The organism is Sinomonas atrocyanea (genome assembly GCF_030811715.1).
GTDB lineage: Bacteria > Actinomycetota > Actinomycetes > Actinomycetales > Micrococcaceae > Sinomonas > Sinomonas atrocyanea_A.
In genome coordinates this window covers 116,321-129,879 of record NZ_JAUSRH010000013.1, presented here as the reverse complement: position 1 = coordinate 129,879, position 13,559 = coordinate 116,321, and the positions used below count along the sequence as shown (strand labels likewise).

Annotated in this window: 15 protein-coding genes and 1 pseudogene; 8 read left to right on the top strand and 8 right to left on the bottom strand. The window is 71.2% G+C overall.

The annotated features are described in order from the left end of the window. Positions 1 to 382 precede the first annotated feature (382 nt). The 3 genes and pseudogenes from J2W21_RS17095 to J2W21_RS17085 all read left to right on the top strand — a co-directional run. A pseudogene (locus tag J2W21_RS17095) lies at positions 383 to 568 on the top strand (rhodanese-like domain-containing protein); the annotation flags it as partial. A gap of 5 nt (positions 569 to 573) precedes the next feature. Then, complete coding sequence (locus J2W21_RS17090) at positions 574 to 1,338, top strand: sulfite exporter TauE/SafE family protein (protein WP_307115721.1); 765 nt, start codon at positions 574 to 576, stop codon at positions 1,336 to 1,338. A gap of 36 nt (positions 1,339 to 1,374) precedes the next feature. Further along, positions 1,375 to 1,542, top strand: a complete 168-nt coding sequence (locus J2W21_RS17085; protein ID WP_307115720.1) for a hypothetical protein — start codon at positions 1,375 to 1,377, stop codon at positions 1,540 to 1,542. Between the two features lie 84 nt (positions 1,543 to 1,626). Here the strand turns inward: J2W21_RS17085 and J2W21_RS17080 are convergent, their stop codons facing one another. Continuing rightward, a complete protein-coding gene (locus J2W21_RS17080) occupies positions 1,627 to 2,091 on the bottom strand; it encodes a universal stress protein (protein ID WP_307115719.1) in 465 nt (154 codons plus the stop codon). A gap of 187 nt (positions 2,092 to 2,278) precedes the next feature. Here J2W21_RS17080 and J2W21_RS17075 point away from each other — a divergent pair, with 187 nt between their 5' ends. The 3 genes from J2W21_RS17075 (at position 2,279) to J2W21_RS17065 (ending at position 3,950) form a co-directional block, all read left to right on the top strand. Continuing rightward, positions 2,279 to 2,476, top strand: coding sequence for a hypothetical protein (locus J2W21_RS17075; protein WP_307115718.1), 198 nt, complete (start codon positions 2,279 to 2,281; stop codon positions 2,474 to 2,476). 134 nt (positions 2,477 to 2,610) lie between these two features. Next, positions 2,611 to 3,141, top strand: a complete 531-nt coding sequence (locus J2W21_RS17070; protein WP_307115717.1) for a DUF421 domain-containing protein — start codon at positions 2,611 to 2,613, stop codon at positions 3,139 to 3,141. Positions 3,142 to 3,284: 143 nt separating this feature from the next. Then, positions 3,285 to 3,950 (top strand): response regulator transcription factor, encoded by a 666-nt coding sequence (locus tag J2W21_RS17065; protein WP_307115716.1) that lies wholly within the window; start codon positions 3,285 to 3,287, stop codon positions 3,948 to 3,950. Here the strand turns inward: J2W21_RS17065 and J2W21_RS17060 are convergent. The 3 genes from J2W21_RS17060 to J2W21_RS17050 form a co-directional block, all read right to left on the bottom strand. Then, positions 3,922 to 5,397 (bottom strand): aminotransferase class I/II-fold pyridoxal phosphate-dependent enzyme, encoded by a 1,476-nt coding sequence (locus J2W21_RS17060; protein WP_307115715.1) that lies wholly within the window; start codon positions 5,395 to 5,397, stop codon positions 3,922 to 3,924. The genes J2W21_RS17065 and J2W21_RS17060 overlap by 29 nt on opposite strands. Positions 5,398 to 5,415: 18 nt before the next feature. Further along, positions 5,416 to 5,943 carry a hypothetical protein gene (locus J2W21_RS17055; protein ID WP_307115714.1) on the bottom strand — a complete coding sequence of 176 codons (528 nt, stop codon included), beginning with the start codon at positions 5,941 to 5,943 and terminating at the stop codon, positions 5,416 to 5,418. Positions 5,944 to 6,019: 76 nt separating this feature from the next. Continuing rightward, a complete protein-coding gene (locus tag J2W21_RS17050; RefSeq protein ID WP_307115713.1) occupies positions 6,020 to 6,280 on the bottom strand; it encodes a hypothetical protein in 261 nt (86 codons plus the stop codon). A gap of 212 nt (positions 6,281 to 6,492) precedes the next feature. On the opposite strand from J2W21_RS17050, the gene J2W21_RS17045 reads away from it, so the two are divergent. After that, on the top strand, positions 6,493 to 6,918 hold the full coding sequence (locus J2W21_RS17045; protein WP_307115712.1) for a response regulator: 426 nt from the start codon (positions 6,493 to 6,495) through the stop codon (positions 6,916 to 6,918). A 19-nt stretch (positions 6,919 to 6,937) separates the two neighbouring features. Here J2W21_RS17045 and J2W21_RS17040 read toward each other — a convergent pair whose 3' ends face one another. Next, the gene (locus tag J2W21_RS17040; RefSeq protein WP_307115711.1) at positions 6,938 to 10,498 is read right to left on the bottom strand and encodes a choice-of-anchor D domain-containing protein; all 3,561 of its coding nucleotides are present in this window, start codon (positions 10,496 to 10,498) and stop codon (positions 6,938 to 6,940) included. 301 nt (positions 10,499 to 10,799) lie between these two features. Here J2W21_RS17040 and J2W21_RS17035 point away from each other — a divergent pair, with 301 nt between their 5' ends. Next, complete coding sequence (locus J2W21_RS17035) at positions 10,800 to 11,324, top strand: DUF805 domain-containing protein (RefSeq protein WP_307115710.1); 525 nt, start codon at positions 10,800 to 10,802, stop codon at positions 11,322 to 11,324. 81 nt (positions 11,325 to 11,405) lie between these two features. Here the strand turns inward: J2W21_RS17035 and J2W21_RS17030 are convergent, their stop codons facing one another. From J2W21_RS17030 to J2W21_RS17020, 3 genes are all read right to left on the bottom strand, one after another. Next, the gene (locus J2W21_RS17030; RefSeq protein WP_307115709.1) at positions 11,406 to 11,999 is read right to left on the bottom strand and encodes a copper resistance CopC family protein; all 594 of its coding nucleotides are present in this window, start codon (positions 11,997 to 11,999) and stop codon (positions 11,406 to 11,408) included. Between the two features lie 11 nt (positions 12,000 to 12,010). Beyond that, positions 12,011 to 12,727 (bottom strand): YcnI family copper-binding membrane protein, encoded by a 717-nt coding sequence (locus tag J2W21_RS17025; RefSeq protein WP_307115708.1) that lies wholly within the window; start codon positions 12,725 to 12,727, stop codon positions 12,011 to 12,013. Between the two features lie 104 nt (positions 12,728 to 12,831). Continuing rightward, positions 12,832 to 13,419: a hypothetical protein gene (locus J2W21_RS17020; RefSeq protein WP_307115707.1), complete on the bottom strand. Its 588-nt coding sequence runs from the start codon at positions 13,417 to 13,419 to the stop codon at positions 12,832 to 12,834. Between the last annotated feature and the right edge of the window lie 140 nt (positions 13,420 to 13,559).

Sequence of the window (13,559 nt, the reverse complement as noted above, 5' to 3'; positions counted from 1 at the left end):
CGCCGCCGAGCTCGGCGTGTCCCAGATGCAGGTCTCCCGCCTGCTGCGCCGGCTCCTGGACCGCATGCGCCGCAAGATGGCCGCCTGACACCACCACCCCCGACCTCAGGCCGGAGGCGCTGGACCCCACGAGGAGCTGGACCCCACAGAGCGGGGCAGCCCACCGGGCCGCGGCGCGTCATCCCCCTCGTCTTCGCAGTGTCTCTCACTCTTTGCGGTGCCCGCCACCCGGAGGCCCACTAGTGGCCCGGGGGCGGGCACTCTCATGCGTGCGCACCCTGCCTTCAGCCACCGGCCCGGTTTGACGACGCAATACCCCAGTGGGTATTTTTGGCACATGGACCCCATGCCCGCCACCGTCGCGCCCACCCGCCTGCAGGCGCGGGCGGAGCAGGCCCGGAAGCGGCTCGCCGCCGTCGGGCTCGCCGGCGCCAGCGTGCTCGAGGGCGGTGTCCCGGCCTTCGACGCGGCCGGAGGCGACGTCGTCCGCGGAACCCAGACGTGGGCGCTCGAGCGGCAGGTCCGGATGACCGCCGGCTCGCTCGTGCTGGCCAGCATCCTCGGAGGCAGCCGGTGATCCTGACCGCGCTGGCGTTCGGCACCGTCGTCGGCGGGCTCCTCGGGCTCGTCGGCGGAGGCGGGTCGATCCTCGCCGTGCCCGCCCTCGTGTACGGAGTCGGCGTGCCGCTCGCGGCCGCCATTCCGGGCTCGCTCGTGGTGGTCGGCGCATCCTCCGCCGTGGCCGTCCTGCCGAGGGTCCGCCGCGGCGTGAACTGGCGGCTGGCGCTGATCATCGGGGCTGCCGGCACCGCCACCGCCTACCTCGGCGCGGCGGTGAACCGGATCCTGGACCAGAAGGTCCTCCTGCTCGCGTTCTCCGCGATCATGATCGTGGCAGGCCTCCGGATGCTCCGGAAGAACGAGGCCGTGGGCGGATCCTGCGCCCTCCCCACGGGCGGGGTCAACTGGCGCTCGTGCCTGCCCAAGGCGATCGCGACCGGCGCCGTGGTCGGCTTCCTCACTGGGCTCCTCGGGGTGGGCGGCGGGTTCCTCATCGTCCCCGCGCTGGCCCTCGTGCTCGGGCTCCCCATGGCAATGACCGTGGGCACCTCGCTCGTCATCATCGTCATCAACTCGCTCGCGGGCCTCGCCGCCCATCTGGGCGAGATGCACTTCGACTGGGCCGTGATCGGCGCCTTCGCCGCGGCCGCCATGGCCGCCTCGCTCCTGGCCGGGCGCTTCGGGCGCCGGCTTCCCGAGCACGTCCTCAAGCGCGGCTTCGCGGGACTCGTCCTGCTCGTGGCCGCCTACGTCGCCATCCAGGCCATCGCCAAGTAGTCCAGACATCAGAAACCCTAGAGAAGGAGAACACCTATGTGCCGTCAGGTCACGTGCAGGAAATGCGGAAAAGTCACCTGGGCCGGATGCGGGCAGCACGTCCAGCAGGTGATGCGCGGAGTCCCGAACTCGCAGCGCTGCCAGGGCCACGAGAACGAGCCCAGCGCGGTCTCGGCGTTCTTCTCCCGCCTCTTCGGGCGCTGAGCACTCAGGCGTGCTAGACCATGGCCGAGGGCCGACGCGTGTGGCGCGGTCGACCCTCGGCCGTGCTGTCTGAGCAGCGCGTGCTCAGGACTGGTCCCCTTGTGCTGCGGGCTGCTCCCCGCGCCCGCTTTCCGGTTCACGGACCACGAGCACCGGGCACGGGGCGTGGTGGACGAGTTGGGCGGACACCGAGCCCAGCAGCAGCCCGGCAAAGCCGCCGTGGCCGCGTGAGCCGACAACCAGCAGGTCCGCATCCCGCGCCGCGTCGAGGAGGACCTGCACGGCGCTGCCCTCGATCACCTCTGCGCTGAGCCCGCTGCGTTCGCCGCCTGCCGCGGAGATGAGCGCGGCCTGGTCGTCCGCCGCGCTCTGCCGGAACACGTCGGTATCAGGGCCGGAGCCGGCGGCATCGCCGAGAACCGGATAGTGCCAGGCGGTGATGACGCGGAGGCTTCCTCCGCGGAGCCCGGTCTCCTCGATCGCCCACTCGAGGGCCTTCCCAGAGGCGGGGGAGCCGTCCACGCCGACCACGATCCTGTAGCTGTCCATTCGAGCTGCTCCTCCAACCAAGGGCCGAACTGGGCTGTCACCCCGATTGTGACGGCGCCCCGGTGTGCTGGCCTAGGTGCCAGAAGGCCCGGATCCCGGCGTTTCTGTTCGAGGTGCCCCGTTGCAGGGTAGGTCCATCGAGTACGAGACGTCGTCTTTAGCAATCGGCTGGCACGAGGGAGACATCATGACCGACCTACCGAGAAGGTATGCCCGCTATCTGGACGGCAAGGATCCGGCGGTCGTCGAGGCGGTCCGCCCGGTGATGGAACAGTCCGCCGCGGAAGGACGCTATGGCGTGCGAATCCGGTCCATCCCCGACGGGGTCCAGGCCGTCATCGATGAAGCGACTGCCTACGGGATGGTCAGCGAAGGGTCCGACTAGGTCACGAGGAGGAGGCGTCTGCGCCGAGGCCTGCCGCCGCTGCGAGCAGGCCTGTGCGCAGCTGCGGGGCTCGCTCGGCTGACGGCGCGCCCGTCGGTTCCGGGCCCGCTGCAGTACCCGAGGCAAGGATGGACATGGGTTGGCTCACGGACGTGGACTGGAAGGACCTTCTCGTCCCGCACACCGCACTGCTGGAGATCTTCATCCGGGGCAGCCTGGTCTACCTCTGCCTCTATGCCCTCCTGCGGCTGGTCCTCCGCCGTCAGCGGGGCGGAGTGGGCGTCACCGACCTGCTCGTGATCGTCCTCATCGCGGACGCGGCCCAGAACGCCATGGCCGGGCAGTACACCTCCCTCCCGGACGGGCTGCTCCTGGTGGCAGTCATCATCGGCTGGGCCGCGGTGCTGGACTGGCTCGGCTACCGATTCCCGCTCGTCCAGAGGTTCCTGTCCCCGCCTCCGTTGGTGCTCTACAGCAAGGGAAGGCTGAACCGGCGCGCCATGCGCTCCGAGAACATCACCCTGGACGAGATCATGCAGGAGGTCCGCCTGCAGGGGATGACCACCCTGGACGAGGTGGAGATGGTCTCCCTCGAAGGCGACGGGCAGATGAGCATCATCCTGAAGGACCAGCGCGCCCGCCGCCAGGGCAAGGACCTGGCCTGAGCAGGCTAGCCCGAACCGCCGGGTTTAGGGCCGCTCGGCTCTGGTGACCGACGAGCCCATCGACGAGTCTGGTGCTCCAGGGCCGGCGTTGAGACAACAGCGCGGCGATGAAGCAGCGGGCTGTTGCGGGCAGGAGGCGTCGAATGTGCCCTCCGACGACCGGACGGGACGTCCGGGTGTTCCTCCTCAGCGGTCACGCGCTCCTCAGACAGGCTCTGTCAGAGCTGCTCAGGGATGAGGGCTTCGACGTCGTGGGGGAAGCCGACAGCATCGCGTCCGCGCTCCGGACGGCGTCTGCCCTCGGGCCGGATGTTGCACTCATCGAGAACCGCTTGCCGGACGGGACGGGGATCGAGGCCTGCCGGGCGCTCCGTTCGGCAGCCGCGCGGACCCGGTGCGTCATCCTGACCACCTACGAGGAGGGCAAGGCCCTCCGCAGCGTGGTCCTGTCCGGGGCCGCGGGATACGTCCTGCACAGCACCCGCACCGCCGGGCTTCTCGACGCCGTCAGGCGTGCGGCCGCAGGCGGCACCCTCCAGTCGCCGGATGCCGCCCGCGCGGCCCGGCGCACTCTGGCCGCCGAAGCAGTCCTGGGTGCGACCGCCATGGAGAAGGCCATTCTGGCCCTGGTCCTGCAGGGCATGACCAACCTGCAGATCGCGGAGGAACTGGGGCTGCCGCCGGGGATGCTCGCGGGCCACCTCTCGTCCCTCTTGGCCAAGCTCGGTTACCGGCCAGCACCGACTACCCGGGGCGCAGGGGCGGCGGGCAGCTCGGCGCTCACTCGACAACGACGCGGATGGTCTTGAACGAGGGGTCGGCGGGGTCAGGCAGGTTCATGCCCGCTTCCACGCCGGTGCGGAGGTACTCGAGGATGGCGGCGTTGATCCGTTCGCCGGGAAGCAGAGCAGGGATCCCGGGCGGATAGGGCGTGACCTGCTCCGCGGCGATCCTCCCCACAGCCTCCGCGATGGGAACCGAGTCTACGGGCCCGAAGAAGGCATCGCGCGGCTGCAGGGCCATCTCAGGCTGGAAGTCGCTGCCCCGCGGCAGCCTGACGGGCGGGGGAGTGGAGAAGCCCTTGGCAGCGCGGCCCAGCGCCTCGAGGGCCTCGAGGAGTCGCTGCGCGGCCGCGTCGTCGTCCGCCGTGCTGAGCGTCGCTTCGACGCGCCGGTGGTCCACCAGCCCCATGTCGAGGCGCTGCTCCGCGCGGAGCCAGTCGGACGCCTGGTAGCCGCTGATCCCCAGTCCGGAGACGTCGATGAGGACGTGCAGCGGATCGAGATCGTGGGAGGCCTCTGCTCCGAGCAGCTCGTCATGGGGGACATGGAAGCCGGGGAGAGCCCCGATGTCGGCACGCAACCGGTCCGCGAGCTTGAGGGCGGCGTCGAGCAGCTCGTGGCCCTGGCTGACCATCTGCCGGCGCCAGCCGTCGATCCCCGCGTAGAGGATCACGTTCGAGCTCGTGCTGGCGAGCAGGTCGGCACACTGCTGGAGCCGCACAGGGTCCACGAGCGGGCCCTGCAGGTGGTAGACCGACCCCTGCTCGAAGCCGAGGCCCATCTTGTGGATGCTCACCAGGCAGATGTCCGCCCCCGCGTCCATCGCCCAGGTGGGCAGGCCCTCATGGAAGGGCAGGTGTGCGCCCCAGGCCTCGTCGACGATGAGCGGCTTGCCGCGGGAGTGGCAGATCTGGGCGATCGCCGCGAGGTCCGCGCAGGTCCCGTACGGGGTGGGGCTGACGACGACGGCGGCCGCCGCGTCCGGGTGCCGCTGCCACATCTCCTCCACGCTCTCCGGCGACGGCGGGTGCGCGATGTGCAGGTCCTCGTCGTAGCGGACGGGGATCCAGCACGGCTGCAGCCCAGAGAACAGCAGCCCGGCGGTGACGGACTTGTGCGCATCCCGGGAGATGAGGATCTCGCCCCGTCCCCGGGTGACCGCGAGGATGGCCGCCTTGACGGAGAGCGAGCTGCCGCACGTGGAGAAGAAGGCCTTGTCCGCCCCGACGGCCTGGGCCATGAGGTCCTCGGCGCGGCTGAGGACGCAGCCGCGGGAGAGCCGGTCGTCCAGGCCCGCCGTGGCGAGGAGGTCGGAGCGGAACGTATCGAGGCCCAGGGCATCGAGGGTCCTGCGGTCCACGCCGCGGCCCTGACGGTGTCCGGGCGGGGTGAAGCCGTAGCGGTCGAGCCGGTGGTACTCCTCGATGGCCTCCAGGACCGGGGCGCTGCTCTGGTCGGGCTTCGTCTCCTCCATGGGCAGTTCTTCCTCTCCCTAGTGCTGCTTGGTCCCGTCGGCCCGGAAATTGGCCGCAGTTGCCGAGCGGAGGATCTCGGAAAGGGTGCTGATCTGGTGCAGTGCGCGGTCGTGCAGCTGCTCGAGACGGGCCGCATCCACCGGCAGCCCCTCACCAGTGAGGAGCAGGAGCGCCTTCCACAGGAGGCACTTCCCGGTCACGGCGGTGAGGAGCGACTCGAGTTCGAGCTGGCCCGCGCGTCCTCCGGCTGCGTGCGCCGGGTTGAGCGGGTCGACCTTGGCGGCCTGTTCTGTGGCCCACGCCACCGCTTTCCTGTGGGCCGGCGGCTCCAGCCCGAGGGCCTGCACGATCTTCTCGAGCTCATCGGCGTCCTCGCTGACCTCCCGGGCCAGCCTGCTCAGGGCAGAGGCGTGGAAGGTCCCCTCCCACGCCTTCGCCGCCTCGTCGAAGAGCCTCTTGCCCGAGTTGCCGGCGATCAGATGGCTGTGCAGGTACTTCGCGAGCACGTCGTCGTCGACCTGCCGCGTGCGGGGGGTGTCAGTCATGGGTCCTCCTGGCAGATGGGTGGCGACCCACCGTTACCCGCGTCAGGAGGGCCCAAGCAGGGGCCCGGCCCCGCGTTCAGCCGCTCCAGATGTCGCCGGCCAGGAGCCGGTCCGCCTCCGCCTGGGCCTCGGCGTCGCCGAGGCCAACCTGTCGCAGTTCACGCAGCAGGCGCGTCCGCGGGTCATGGGGAGTGGGCGCAAAGCCGGCCGGGCGCGCTGGGAAGTCGTGCTCGTGCTCTGGCCACCGGGCGGCGTTGCTGACGTGGAGGGTGGTGTGGGGCTCTCTGCTTCGGGGAAGCATGGTGATCTTCCTTGGTCCGTGGGTGGCGTTGCCCACGGCTTCTGCTCCTTGCGCGGGGGAGGTCCCGGCTGCTCGAGGCCATTGCGCTCACTCCATTGTCCTCCCGCACCTCACTTCGGGGATAGGCCCTTCCTGTGCCGTCGGCGCGCGGAGGGGACGTTTGGCTCTGACCCGCGTCCCGCATGCGGACGAGGCTGTGTGTGGGGACCGGGGGCAAGTGCTTCTGCAAGGTGAGACGGAGGGCCGCAATGGGCCCACACGATGATCGGCCAGCGGATCCGCGGCTGAAGGTCTTCATCGTCGAAGACCACGCCCTCACACGGGACACGCTCGGTGCCGTGCTCGAGGACGAGGGCTTCGAGGTCGTGGGGTGCTGCCCGGCTGCGGCGGCGACGGTGCAGGTCGTCGCCGCCGTAGCCCCGGACGTGTGCCTGCTCTCCTTGGGCCTTGTCGGGCAGAGCATGATCGAGGTCTGCCGGGCGGTCACCGAGGCGGCGCCCAGGATCGCGTGCGTCATGCTCTCGCTCCGGGACCGGCCCGGTGAGATCACCGCCTCGTTCCGTGCCGGAGCCTCCGGCTACGTCTTGGCAAGCCTCACCGGCGACCGCCTGGCGAGGGCCCTGAGGGACGCCGTCCGGTGGCGGCACAGCGCCAGGACGTGGGAGCTGTCCTGAGCTGCGCCGCCCCGGATCGTCAGCCGCCGGCGTTCACCCTCCCGGTGGAGGCGCTCCAGGTGAGGCTGCCGCTCTCGAAGTCCTCCGCGCGTCCCACGGAGACGGAGTACTCCTCGGAGGTCGGGTAGCCGAGCCAGCTGCGCTCCCAGCCCATCGACGCCCACGTGGCCCGGATCGCGCCCCGCACCGAGTGCGCGCCCGTCCACGGCGACCAGTAGATCGAGGCCGACTTGGAGAAGTGGTTGTAGCGGCCCGAGCCGTCCGGGGCGCCCATCTCGTCGGTCGTCGGGTAGCCCAGCGGCCCCTTCTCCCAGCCGCTCGCGGCCCATCTGGCTCGGATGGCGCCGCGGATCGAGTGCGCGCCGGTGGTCAGGGACCAGTAGACAGAGGCGCCGCTCGAGCCCGAGAAATGGTTGTAGCGCCCGATCCCGTCCGGGGTCTTCATCTCGTCCGTGGTCGGGTAGCCCAGGGGTCCGCGCTCCCAGCCCTTCTCTGCCCACTTGGCCCGGATGGCGCCCTGGACCGAGTGCGCGCCCGTCTTCGGCGACCAGTAGATCGACGCGCCGCCCGAGCCGTTGAAGTGGTTGTAGCGGCCCACCCCGTCCGGGGTGCCCATCTCGTCGGTGGTCGGGTAGCCCAGCGGCCCCTTCTCCCAGCCGCTCGCGGCCCACCTGGCTCGGATCGAGCCCTGGATCGAGTGTGCCCCGGTCGTGGGCGACCAGAAGATCGAGGCGCCGCCCGAGCCGGCGAAGTGGTTGTACCGGCCGATGCCGTCCGGCGTCTTGCTCTCGTCCGTGGTCGGGAAGCCGAGGAAGCCCCTCGGCCCTCCGGCGGCGGCGTAGCGCGAATAGATGGACCCGTGGACCTCGTGCGCCCCGGTGGTCGGGGACCAGCAGATGATGCCGGAGGTGTAGTCCTGGCACTTGCCGGTGCCCACCGCGTACTGGGTGGAGAGGGCCTGCCCGAGCGGGGACGCCCAGCGGCCTGCGCCGATCTTCGCCGCATAGGCCGCGATGGGATCGTCGATGCCGTTGCCGGTGAGCATGACCTGCTGGGCGCCGGAGCCGTCGTCGGCCGTGATGAGGTAGTACGTGTCCGCGGTACCGGCCTGCCCGAATGCCGTGGGCGTGAAGGTCACGCTCTGGAACACGGAATCACCGGGCGGAATGGTCAGGCCCTCCGAGACCGGGGTCGTGGTGCTGAACACGCCCTGCGGGGCCTTCGCCTTGGTGAGCGTCATGGGGATGTTGCCGGTGTTCTGGATCTGGAACGAGCGCGTCGACGAGGTCCCGACAGCCACGTCGCCGAAGTCGAGCGCCTTGGGCATCTGCAGGTGGGACGCCCCGGAGATCGCCGTGGCCGTCACCGGGACGGTCACTCCGCCGAGGTTGCTCGTCACCGTGATCGAATCGGTCACCGAAGAGGCCACGGTCGGCTTGAAGGCGATGGAGACCGGGACCGAGGCGAGCGGCTGGATCGTGGTCCCGACCGCGGGCACCGTGGTCGGATCCGTGACGAGGCTCGCGTCGGCAGGCAGGGTCACCCCGGTGACGCTGACCGGCGTCGTGCCGGTGTTGACGATGTTCACGGTCTGCTGGCTGACCGTGCCGGTCGGCACGTTGGTGAAGGCGAGCGACGTCGGCGTGGCGCCGAGGCCGTCCTTCGTGCCGACCCCGTGGACGCCCAGGAGGACCGTTTCACCGTCCGAGGTCTTCACCGTCAGCGTGCCGTCCGACTCGCCCGCCGCTGTGGGGGAGAACGTCACCGGGATGCCGAGGCTCGCCCCGGAGGCCAGGGCCTTGGGGAGGGCCAGCGAGCCGATGCCGAACGGGGCGGCCGTGGTGATCGAGCTGATCGTCACCGCCCGGGTGGCCTTGACCGTCACCGTCGTGGTGGAGCTCGTCCCGACCGCGACCTGGCCGAGGTCCCCACTGGTCGAGCCCACTGCGGCCGTCGTCGGGATGCCGAAGCCGAGCACGTGGCCGTCCCGGGTGCCCACGTACACCTTGCCGCCGTTGGTGGCGGGAGAGGTGAACTTCGCGGCCGTGCCGATGGGGGCGCTGAAGACCTGGGCGAGCTTGCCCGTGCTGTCCGGGATGGCCCGGTACGCCCGCAGCTGCCCGTTGGTGCCCGTGTTGTTGTCCGTGTAGATGACCCAGACCAGGGCGGACGAGCCGTCGGTTCCGGAGGACGTGACCACCGGGGACCCGGACGTGTAGCCGAAGGTGCCGGGCGAGGTGCCCACCGAGGCGAGCTTGACGCCCCCGGTGCTGTTGGGCACGAGCTTCGACGCCCTCAGGTAGCCCTTGTTCTCGACCTGGTACACGTACCCGCCCTGGGTGGTGCCGAGGAACGCGGAGCGTCCCCACACGCCGTTGTAGGGGCCGGCGGTGTCGACGACGGCGTCCGTCCCGTTGGGCCCTTGGGCCATGCCGCCCAGCTTGTCGCGGTCGAGCAGGTAGATGTGGCCGTCCTTGCCGGTCTGCACCATCAGGTGCGGGTGCGCGGTGGTGCCGTAGCCGTCCGGGATGGCGATGGGTGCCCCGGAGCCGAGGTCAGCGTCGTCCTGGTTCATCTTGACGTTGGCCGCCGGGCTGAAGAAGTCCTTGGCCGCGAGGTTGCCGTCGGTGCCGACCTGCAGCCGGACCACGGACTCGGCCAGGGTCGACGGCGGGGACGTCCCCGGGGACTTCTGCGGGGCGATGCCGTTGCCCGTGGCGAAGAGGATGCGCCCGGGGCCGTCGGAGACCAGTCCGCCGCCGGACTGCCAGATGCCGCCCTCGGCATTGCTGACCCCGGTCTCGGTGGCCCACATCGTGGTCTGCTTGCCCGCGGTCGAGACGCCCACGACGTAGCCCACGAACGGGCTGTGGTCGCAGTGGCTGGCGAAGCCGGCATAGACGACGCCGCCCATCAGCAGGAGGCCGGGGCGCTGCATCGCCGTGAACGCGTTGAAGGGCCTGGTCGGGTCATTGGTGGGGGCGCCGTCGATCATCACGGGGAAGCCCGCCCGCTCGGCGCCGGTGGCGACGTCGATCGAGTGCATGTACCAGTGCGGCACCTGCGTGTTCCCGCCGTCATTCTTCTTAGCCGTGAGGAAGACGCTGTTCGTCGCCGCGTCGTAGACCGGAGTGGACGTGATGCCGATGTTGGGCACCAGGTCTCCGCAGCCGATGGCGGAGGCCGGCCAGGCAGGGCCGACCGAGCGGCTCCACTTCACCGCCCCGGTCGCGGCGTCGAGGCCGTAGACGGCGTTGTTCTCCGTGGCCGCGATGACGGTCTGGCCGACGACGAGCGGCTGGGCGTACACCTGGCCGTCGACGGCGGTGGAGAACAGCTTGCCGAAGCTGGGGGAGGCCACCCCGGCGGGAGACAGGGCGCTCTCGTCGCTGTCCCATCCGGTCCGCAGAGTGTCGTGGGCGATGGTCCCGACGTCGGCCGTGGCGGACGGCCCGGCGAGGAGCATGGCACCGGCGAGGGCTCCCGCCAGGAGCGCCGCGAGTGCCCGCGGCGGCCTCGGGAACACGCCGCGCAGGGCGCGGCGGGCGCCGCGACCACTAGGTCTTCCACTGGGCTCCATGAGCAGGTTCCCCCCTACCCTCGCCGCCGCTGGCCGGGTGCCGGCAGCGTGGTAGTAGGAGCGTAAAAATTGAGGCCTGTGGGGCGCCCGAGTAATCCATACCCGTCTTTCAGGCACTTCTTATGCCCCTTTACGGGGATTCCCGGAAGGTGTACGCAGGGTGCCGTCCGAGCGCCACTGGACAAGTACGCAGGGACCCCGGCGGCGCGTCATCTTTCGTCCGGGTGGCCGCTGCGCTCTGGTTGTACATGTGCAACGGCCGTACGATCGGTTCGTCACCGCATCGACTCGAGGGGGAACCATGACCGCACCGCAGCACCCGACCCCGCAGTACCCGACCCCGACGCCGGCCAACTACAACGCCGCCCCGCCGCTGTGGGCGCCCTACTACGGGGCCCCGTTCAAGGACGCCGTGCAGCGGGTCTTCAAGAAGTACGCCACGTTCTCCGGCCGCGCGAGCCGCGCCGAGTACTGGTGGTGGGCGCTCGTGGGCGCCGTGGTGGGCATCGTGCTGAACATCATCATCAGCGCCGGGATGGTCGCCTCGACGAGCACCTACTCGGGCTACGCCTACTCGGCTCCCACCCTGGGGCCCGTCTCGATCATCGGGGTCATCCTCGCGGTGGTCTGGGGCCTGGCCATCATCGTCCCGACGCTCGCCCTGGCCGTGCGCCGGCTCCACGATGTGAACATGAGCGGCTGGATGGTCCTCATCGGGCTCGTGCCCTTCGTCGGCGGCATCGCCCTCCTGGTGTTCATGCTGCTGCCGCCCAAGCCTGAGGGCCAGCGCTTCGACCAGCCTGTCGCACCGGCCTACGGGCGCTGACAGGTCACCGCACCGACGAGGGCCCGGTTCCGCCGCTGCGGAACCGGGCCCTCGTGCGTCTCGCGCGCCGACGGCGGGCGGCTACTCCTCGCGGCCGGGCTTGAGGGCCCGCCGGACGAAGAACGCGCCCAGGACGACGACGAGGAGGACGGCCGCGCCGATCCCGATCCACAGCGCGATCCCGCTGCTCGAGGAGGCCGACGCCGGTGCGGCCTGCGCGGAGGCCGATGGGACCGCGGCGGCCTGCGCGCCCGAGCCTTGGGCGCTCGAGGCTGCGGGTGCACCGTTCCCCGCGGCCTTGGCCGTGAAGGTGAACGTCCCCTCGATCGGGTGCGAGTCCGCCGAGACGACGCGCCACACCACCGTGTACTTCCCTGCAGGCGCCCCGGGCTTGAGCGCCTGGGTGACGTCGGTGTCCACGATCTTCGCGGGCCCGTCCGCCTGGTTGGTCCCGCTCGGGTCCTTGACGAGGATCTCGGTGCCGACCCCGATGGGGGTGTGGTCGAAGGTGAGGACCACCGACGCCGGCACGGTCGCCACGGTGGACCCGTCGGCCGGGTTGGTGGACTCGATGACGTCGTGCGCCTGGGCCGCCGCGCCGGGGAGGAGGGCTGCCGCGGTGACGAGGACGCTCGCGGCGGCGCGCAGGAGGTGGGCGCGTGCTGAGGTTCGCATGGCCATCCTCCTTACTTCGCGGTCCGGCGGCGGCCGGCCAGGACGAGTCCGAGGGCGGTGGCGCCGAGGACGGCGCCGAGCGCGCCGAGTCCGAGGCCCCAGGCGCCGGTGGCGTCCGTGGCCTGGGAGGCAGGGGCAGCGGCCTGCGGTGATGCGGACGGGCTCGGGGCGGCGTCGTCGGCCGCGGTGGTGGTGAACGACGGCGCGGGGTGCTCCGGGTCTTCCTTCCCCGCCTCAGCCTTCTGGTCCCAGGTGACGACCTTTCCGTCGGTGTACGTCTGGGCCGCGGGCAGGACCACCGTGGTGCCGGCCGCGGGGAGCCGGCCCACGGAGAGCGAGAACGCCTGGTACTGGTTCGGGCCGATCTCGTGGGCGGCGTCTGCCGTCCAGACCACCTCGGTGGGGGCCTTGGTCACGGTCGCGCCGGCCACCGTGACGGGCTTGGGCAGCGCCGTGGTGACGACCTGGGCGGTCCAGCCCTCCACAGGCTTCACCGAGACCGAGGTGAAGGGGGTGTCCGTGGGGAGCTTGACCTCGACCTTCTTCGTCTTGGCGGCGGGGGACTCGTTGGGGATGTTGAAGGTCAGGTGCGAGTAGCCGTCGGCGCCGGTGTCGTCCGGGGTGACGGAGACGTGCGCGCTGGCCGCGGCTGCGCCGGTGGCGATCAGGGCGGCGGTCGCTGCGGTGGTGGCCGTGGCCTTGAGGGCGCGGCGGAGGGAGGTCTTCATGGGTGTTCTTGGCCTTCGTCTGGTCCCGCCCGGGCATGCTCGCGCCGGGCGGAAGCGGGCAGGCATGAGCCGCCCGCAGGGTGTGCGGGTGTCCAGGGGCCGCCTCAGCAGGCGGCGGAGGGCACCGGTGGGCCGCGAAGGGCCGGCAGCCGCAGGGCGCGCCAGATCTTCGGAAGCGGCTGCGGCGCGTAGGCCGGAAGCGTGGGCGCCGGGGAGGGCGCCGGGACCAGGAGCAGGCGGACGAGCGGGGCCAGCCACGCCAGCAGCGTCCAGAGGGCGGCCTCGCCCCTGGCGATCAGGAGGCCGGCCGCGAGGGTCGCGAGCGCGTGGGCGGCGAACATCGCCGGGCTGTACCCGTGGACGTGGCCGACCGGGCCGCCCTGGGAGACCGCGCCCAGGACGTGGACGTGGCCGGCGGCGGGGGAGAGCTGCAGGGAGGCAGCGGGCTCCGACAGGCCGTCGAAGGCGGAGTGCAGCACGAACTGCCCGGTGCCGAGGAGCCCGAGCACGGCCGTGGGCGTCAGGCGCCTGCCGGACAGCCACGCGGTGGGCAGCAGCGTCAGCGCCAGCAGCCCGAGCAGGATCAGCGGGTCGGGCAGCGCCCCGCCGGCCGCCGTGTGGGCGGCGACGGCGAGCAGCACGGTGGCCGCGGTGACGACGGCGGCGCGGGAGAGCCTGAACGCTGCGCGCATGCTCCCACCCGCCTTTCCTCGGCTCGCCTGGATCGAGTTCCATCCTACGGCGCGGGCGGGGGCGCAATTCTCTGCTCGTTCAACAGAACATCACAGTCGCTTTACAGAAACGTAAAGCGCTGGGCGAAAGCTGTGTGGGC

Excerpts from the sequence above, each read along its gene's own strand:
- J2W21_RS17085 (WP_307115720.1), top strand. The coding sequence starts at position 1,375 with ATGTGCCGTCAGGTCACGTGCAGGAAATGCGGAAAAGTCACCTGGGCC.
- J2W21_RS17080 (WP_307115719.1), bottom strand. The coding sequence starts at position 2,091 with ATGGACAGCTACAGGATCGTGGTCGGCGTGGACGGCTCCCCCGCCTCT.
- J2W21_RS17075 (WP_307115718.1), top strand. The coding sequence starts at position 2,279 with ATGACCGACCTACCGAGAAGGTATGCCCGCTATCTGGACGGCAAGGAT.
- J2W21_RS17070 (WP_307115717.1), top strand. The coding sequence starts at position 2,611 with ATGGGTTGGCTCACGGACGTGGACTGGAAGGACCTTCTCGTCCCGCAC.
- J2W21_RS17065 (WP_307115716.1), top strand. The coding sequence starts at position 3,285 with ATGTGCCCTCCGACGACCGGACGGGACGTCCGGGTGTTCCTCCTCAGC.
- J2W21_RS17060 (WP_307115715.1), bottom strand. The coding sequence starts at position 5,397 with ATGGAGGAGACGAAGCCCGACCAGAGCAGCGCCCCGGTCCTGGAGGCC.
- J2W21_RS17055 (WP_307115714.1), bottom strand. The coding sequence starts at position 5,943 with ATGACTGACACCCCCCGCACGCGGCAGGTCGACGACGACGTGCTCGCG.
- J2W21_RS17045 (WP_307115712.1), top strand. The coding sequence starts at position 6,493 with ATGGGCCCACACGATGATCGGCCAGCGGATCCGCGGCTGAAGGTCTTC.
- J2W21_RS17040 (WP_307115711.1), bottom strand. The coding sequence starts at position 10,498 with ATGGAGCCCAGTGGAAGACCTAGTGGTCGCGGCGCCCGCCGCGCCCTG.
- J2W21_RS17035 (WP_307115710.1), top strand. The coding sequence starts at position 10,800 with ATGACCGCACCGCAGCACCCGACCCCGCAGTACCCGACCCCGACGCCG.
- J2W21_RS17030 (WP_307115709.1), bottom strand. The coding sequence starts at position 11,999 with ATGCGAACCTCAGCACGCGCCCACCTCCTGCGCGCCGCCGCGAGCGTC.
- J2W21_RS17025 (WP_307115708.1), bottom strand. The coding sequence starts at position 12,727 with ATGAAGACCTCCCTCCGCCGCGCCCTCAAGGCCACGGCCACCACCGCA.
- J2W21_RS17020 (WP_307115707.1), bottom strand. The coding sequence starts at position 13,419 with ATGCGCGCAGCGTTCAGGCTCTCCCGCGCCGCCGTCGTCACCGCGGCC.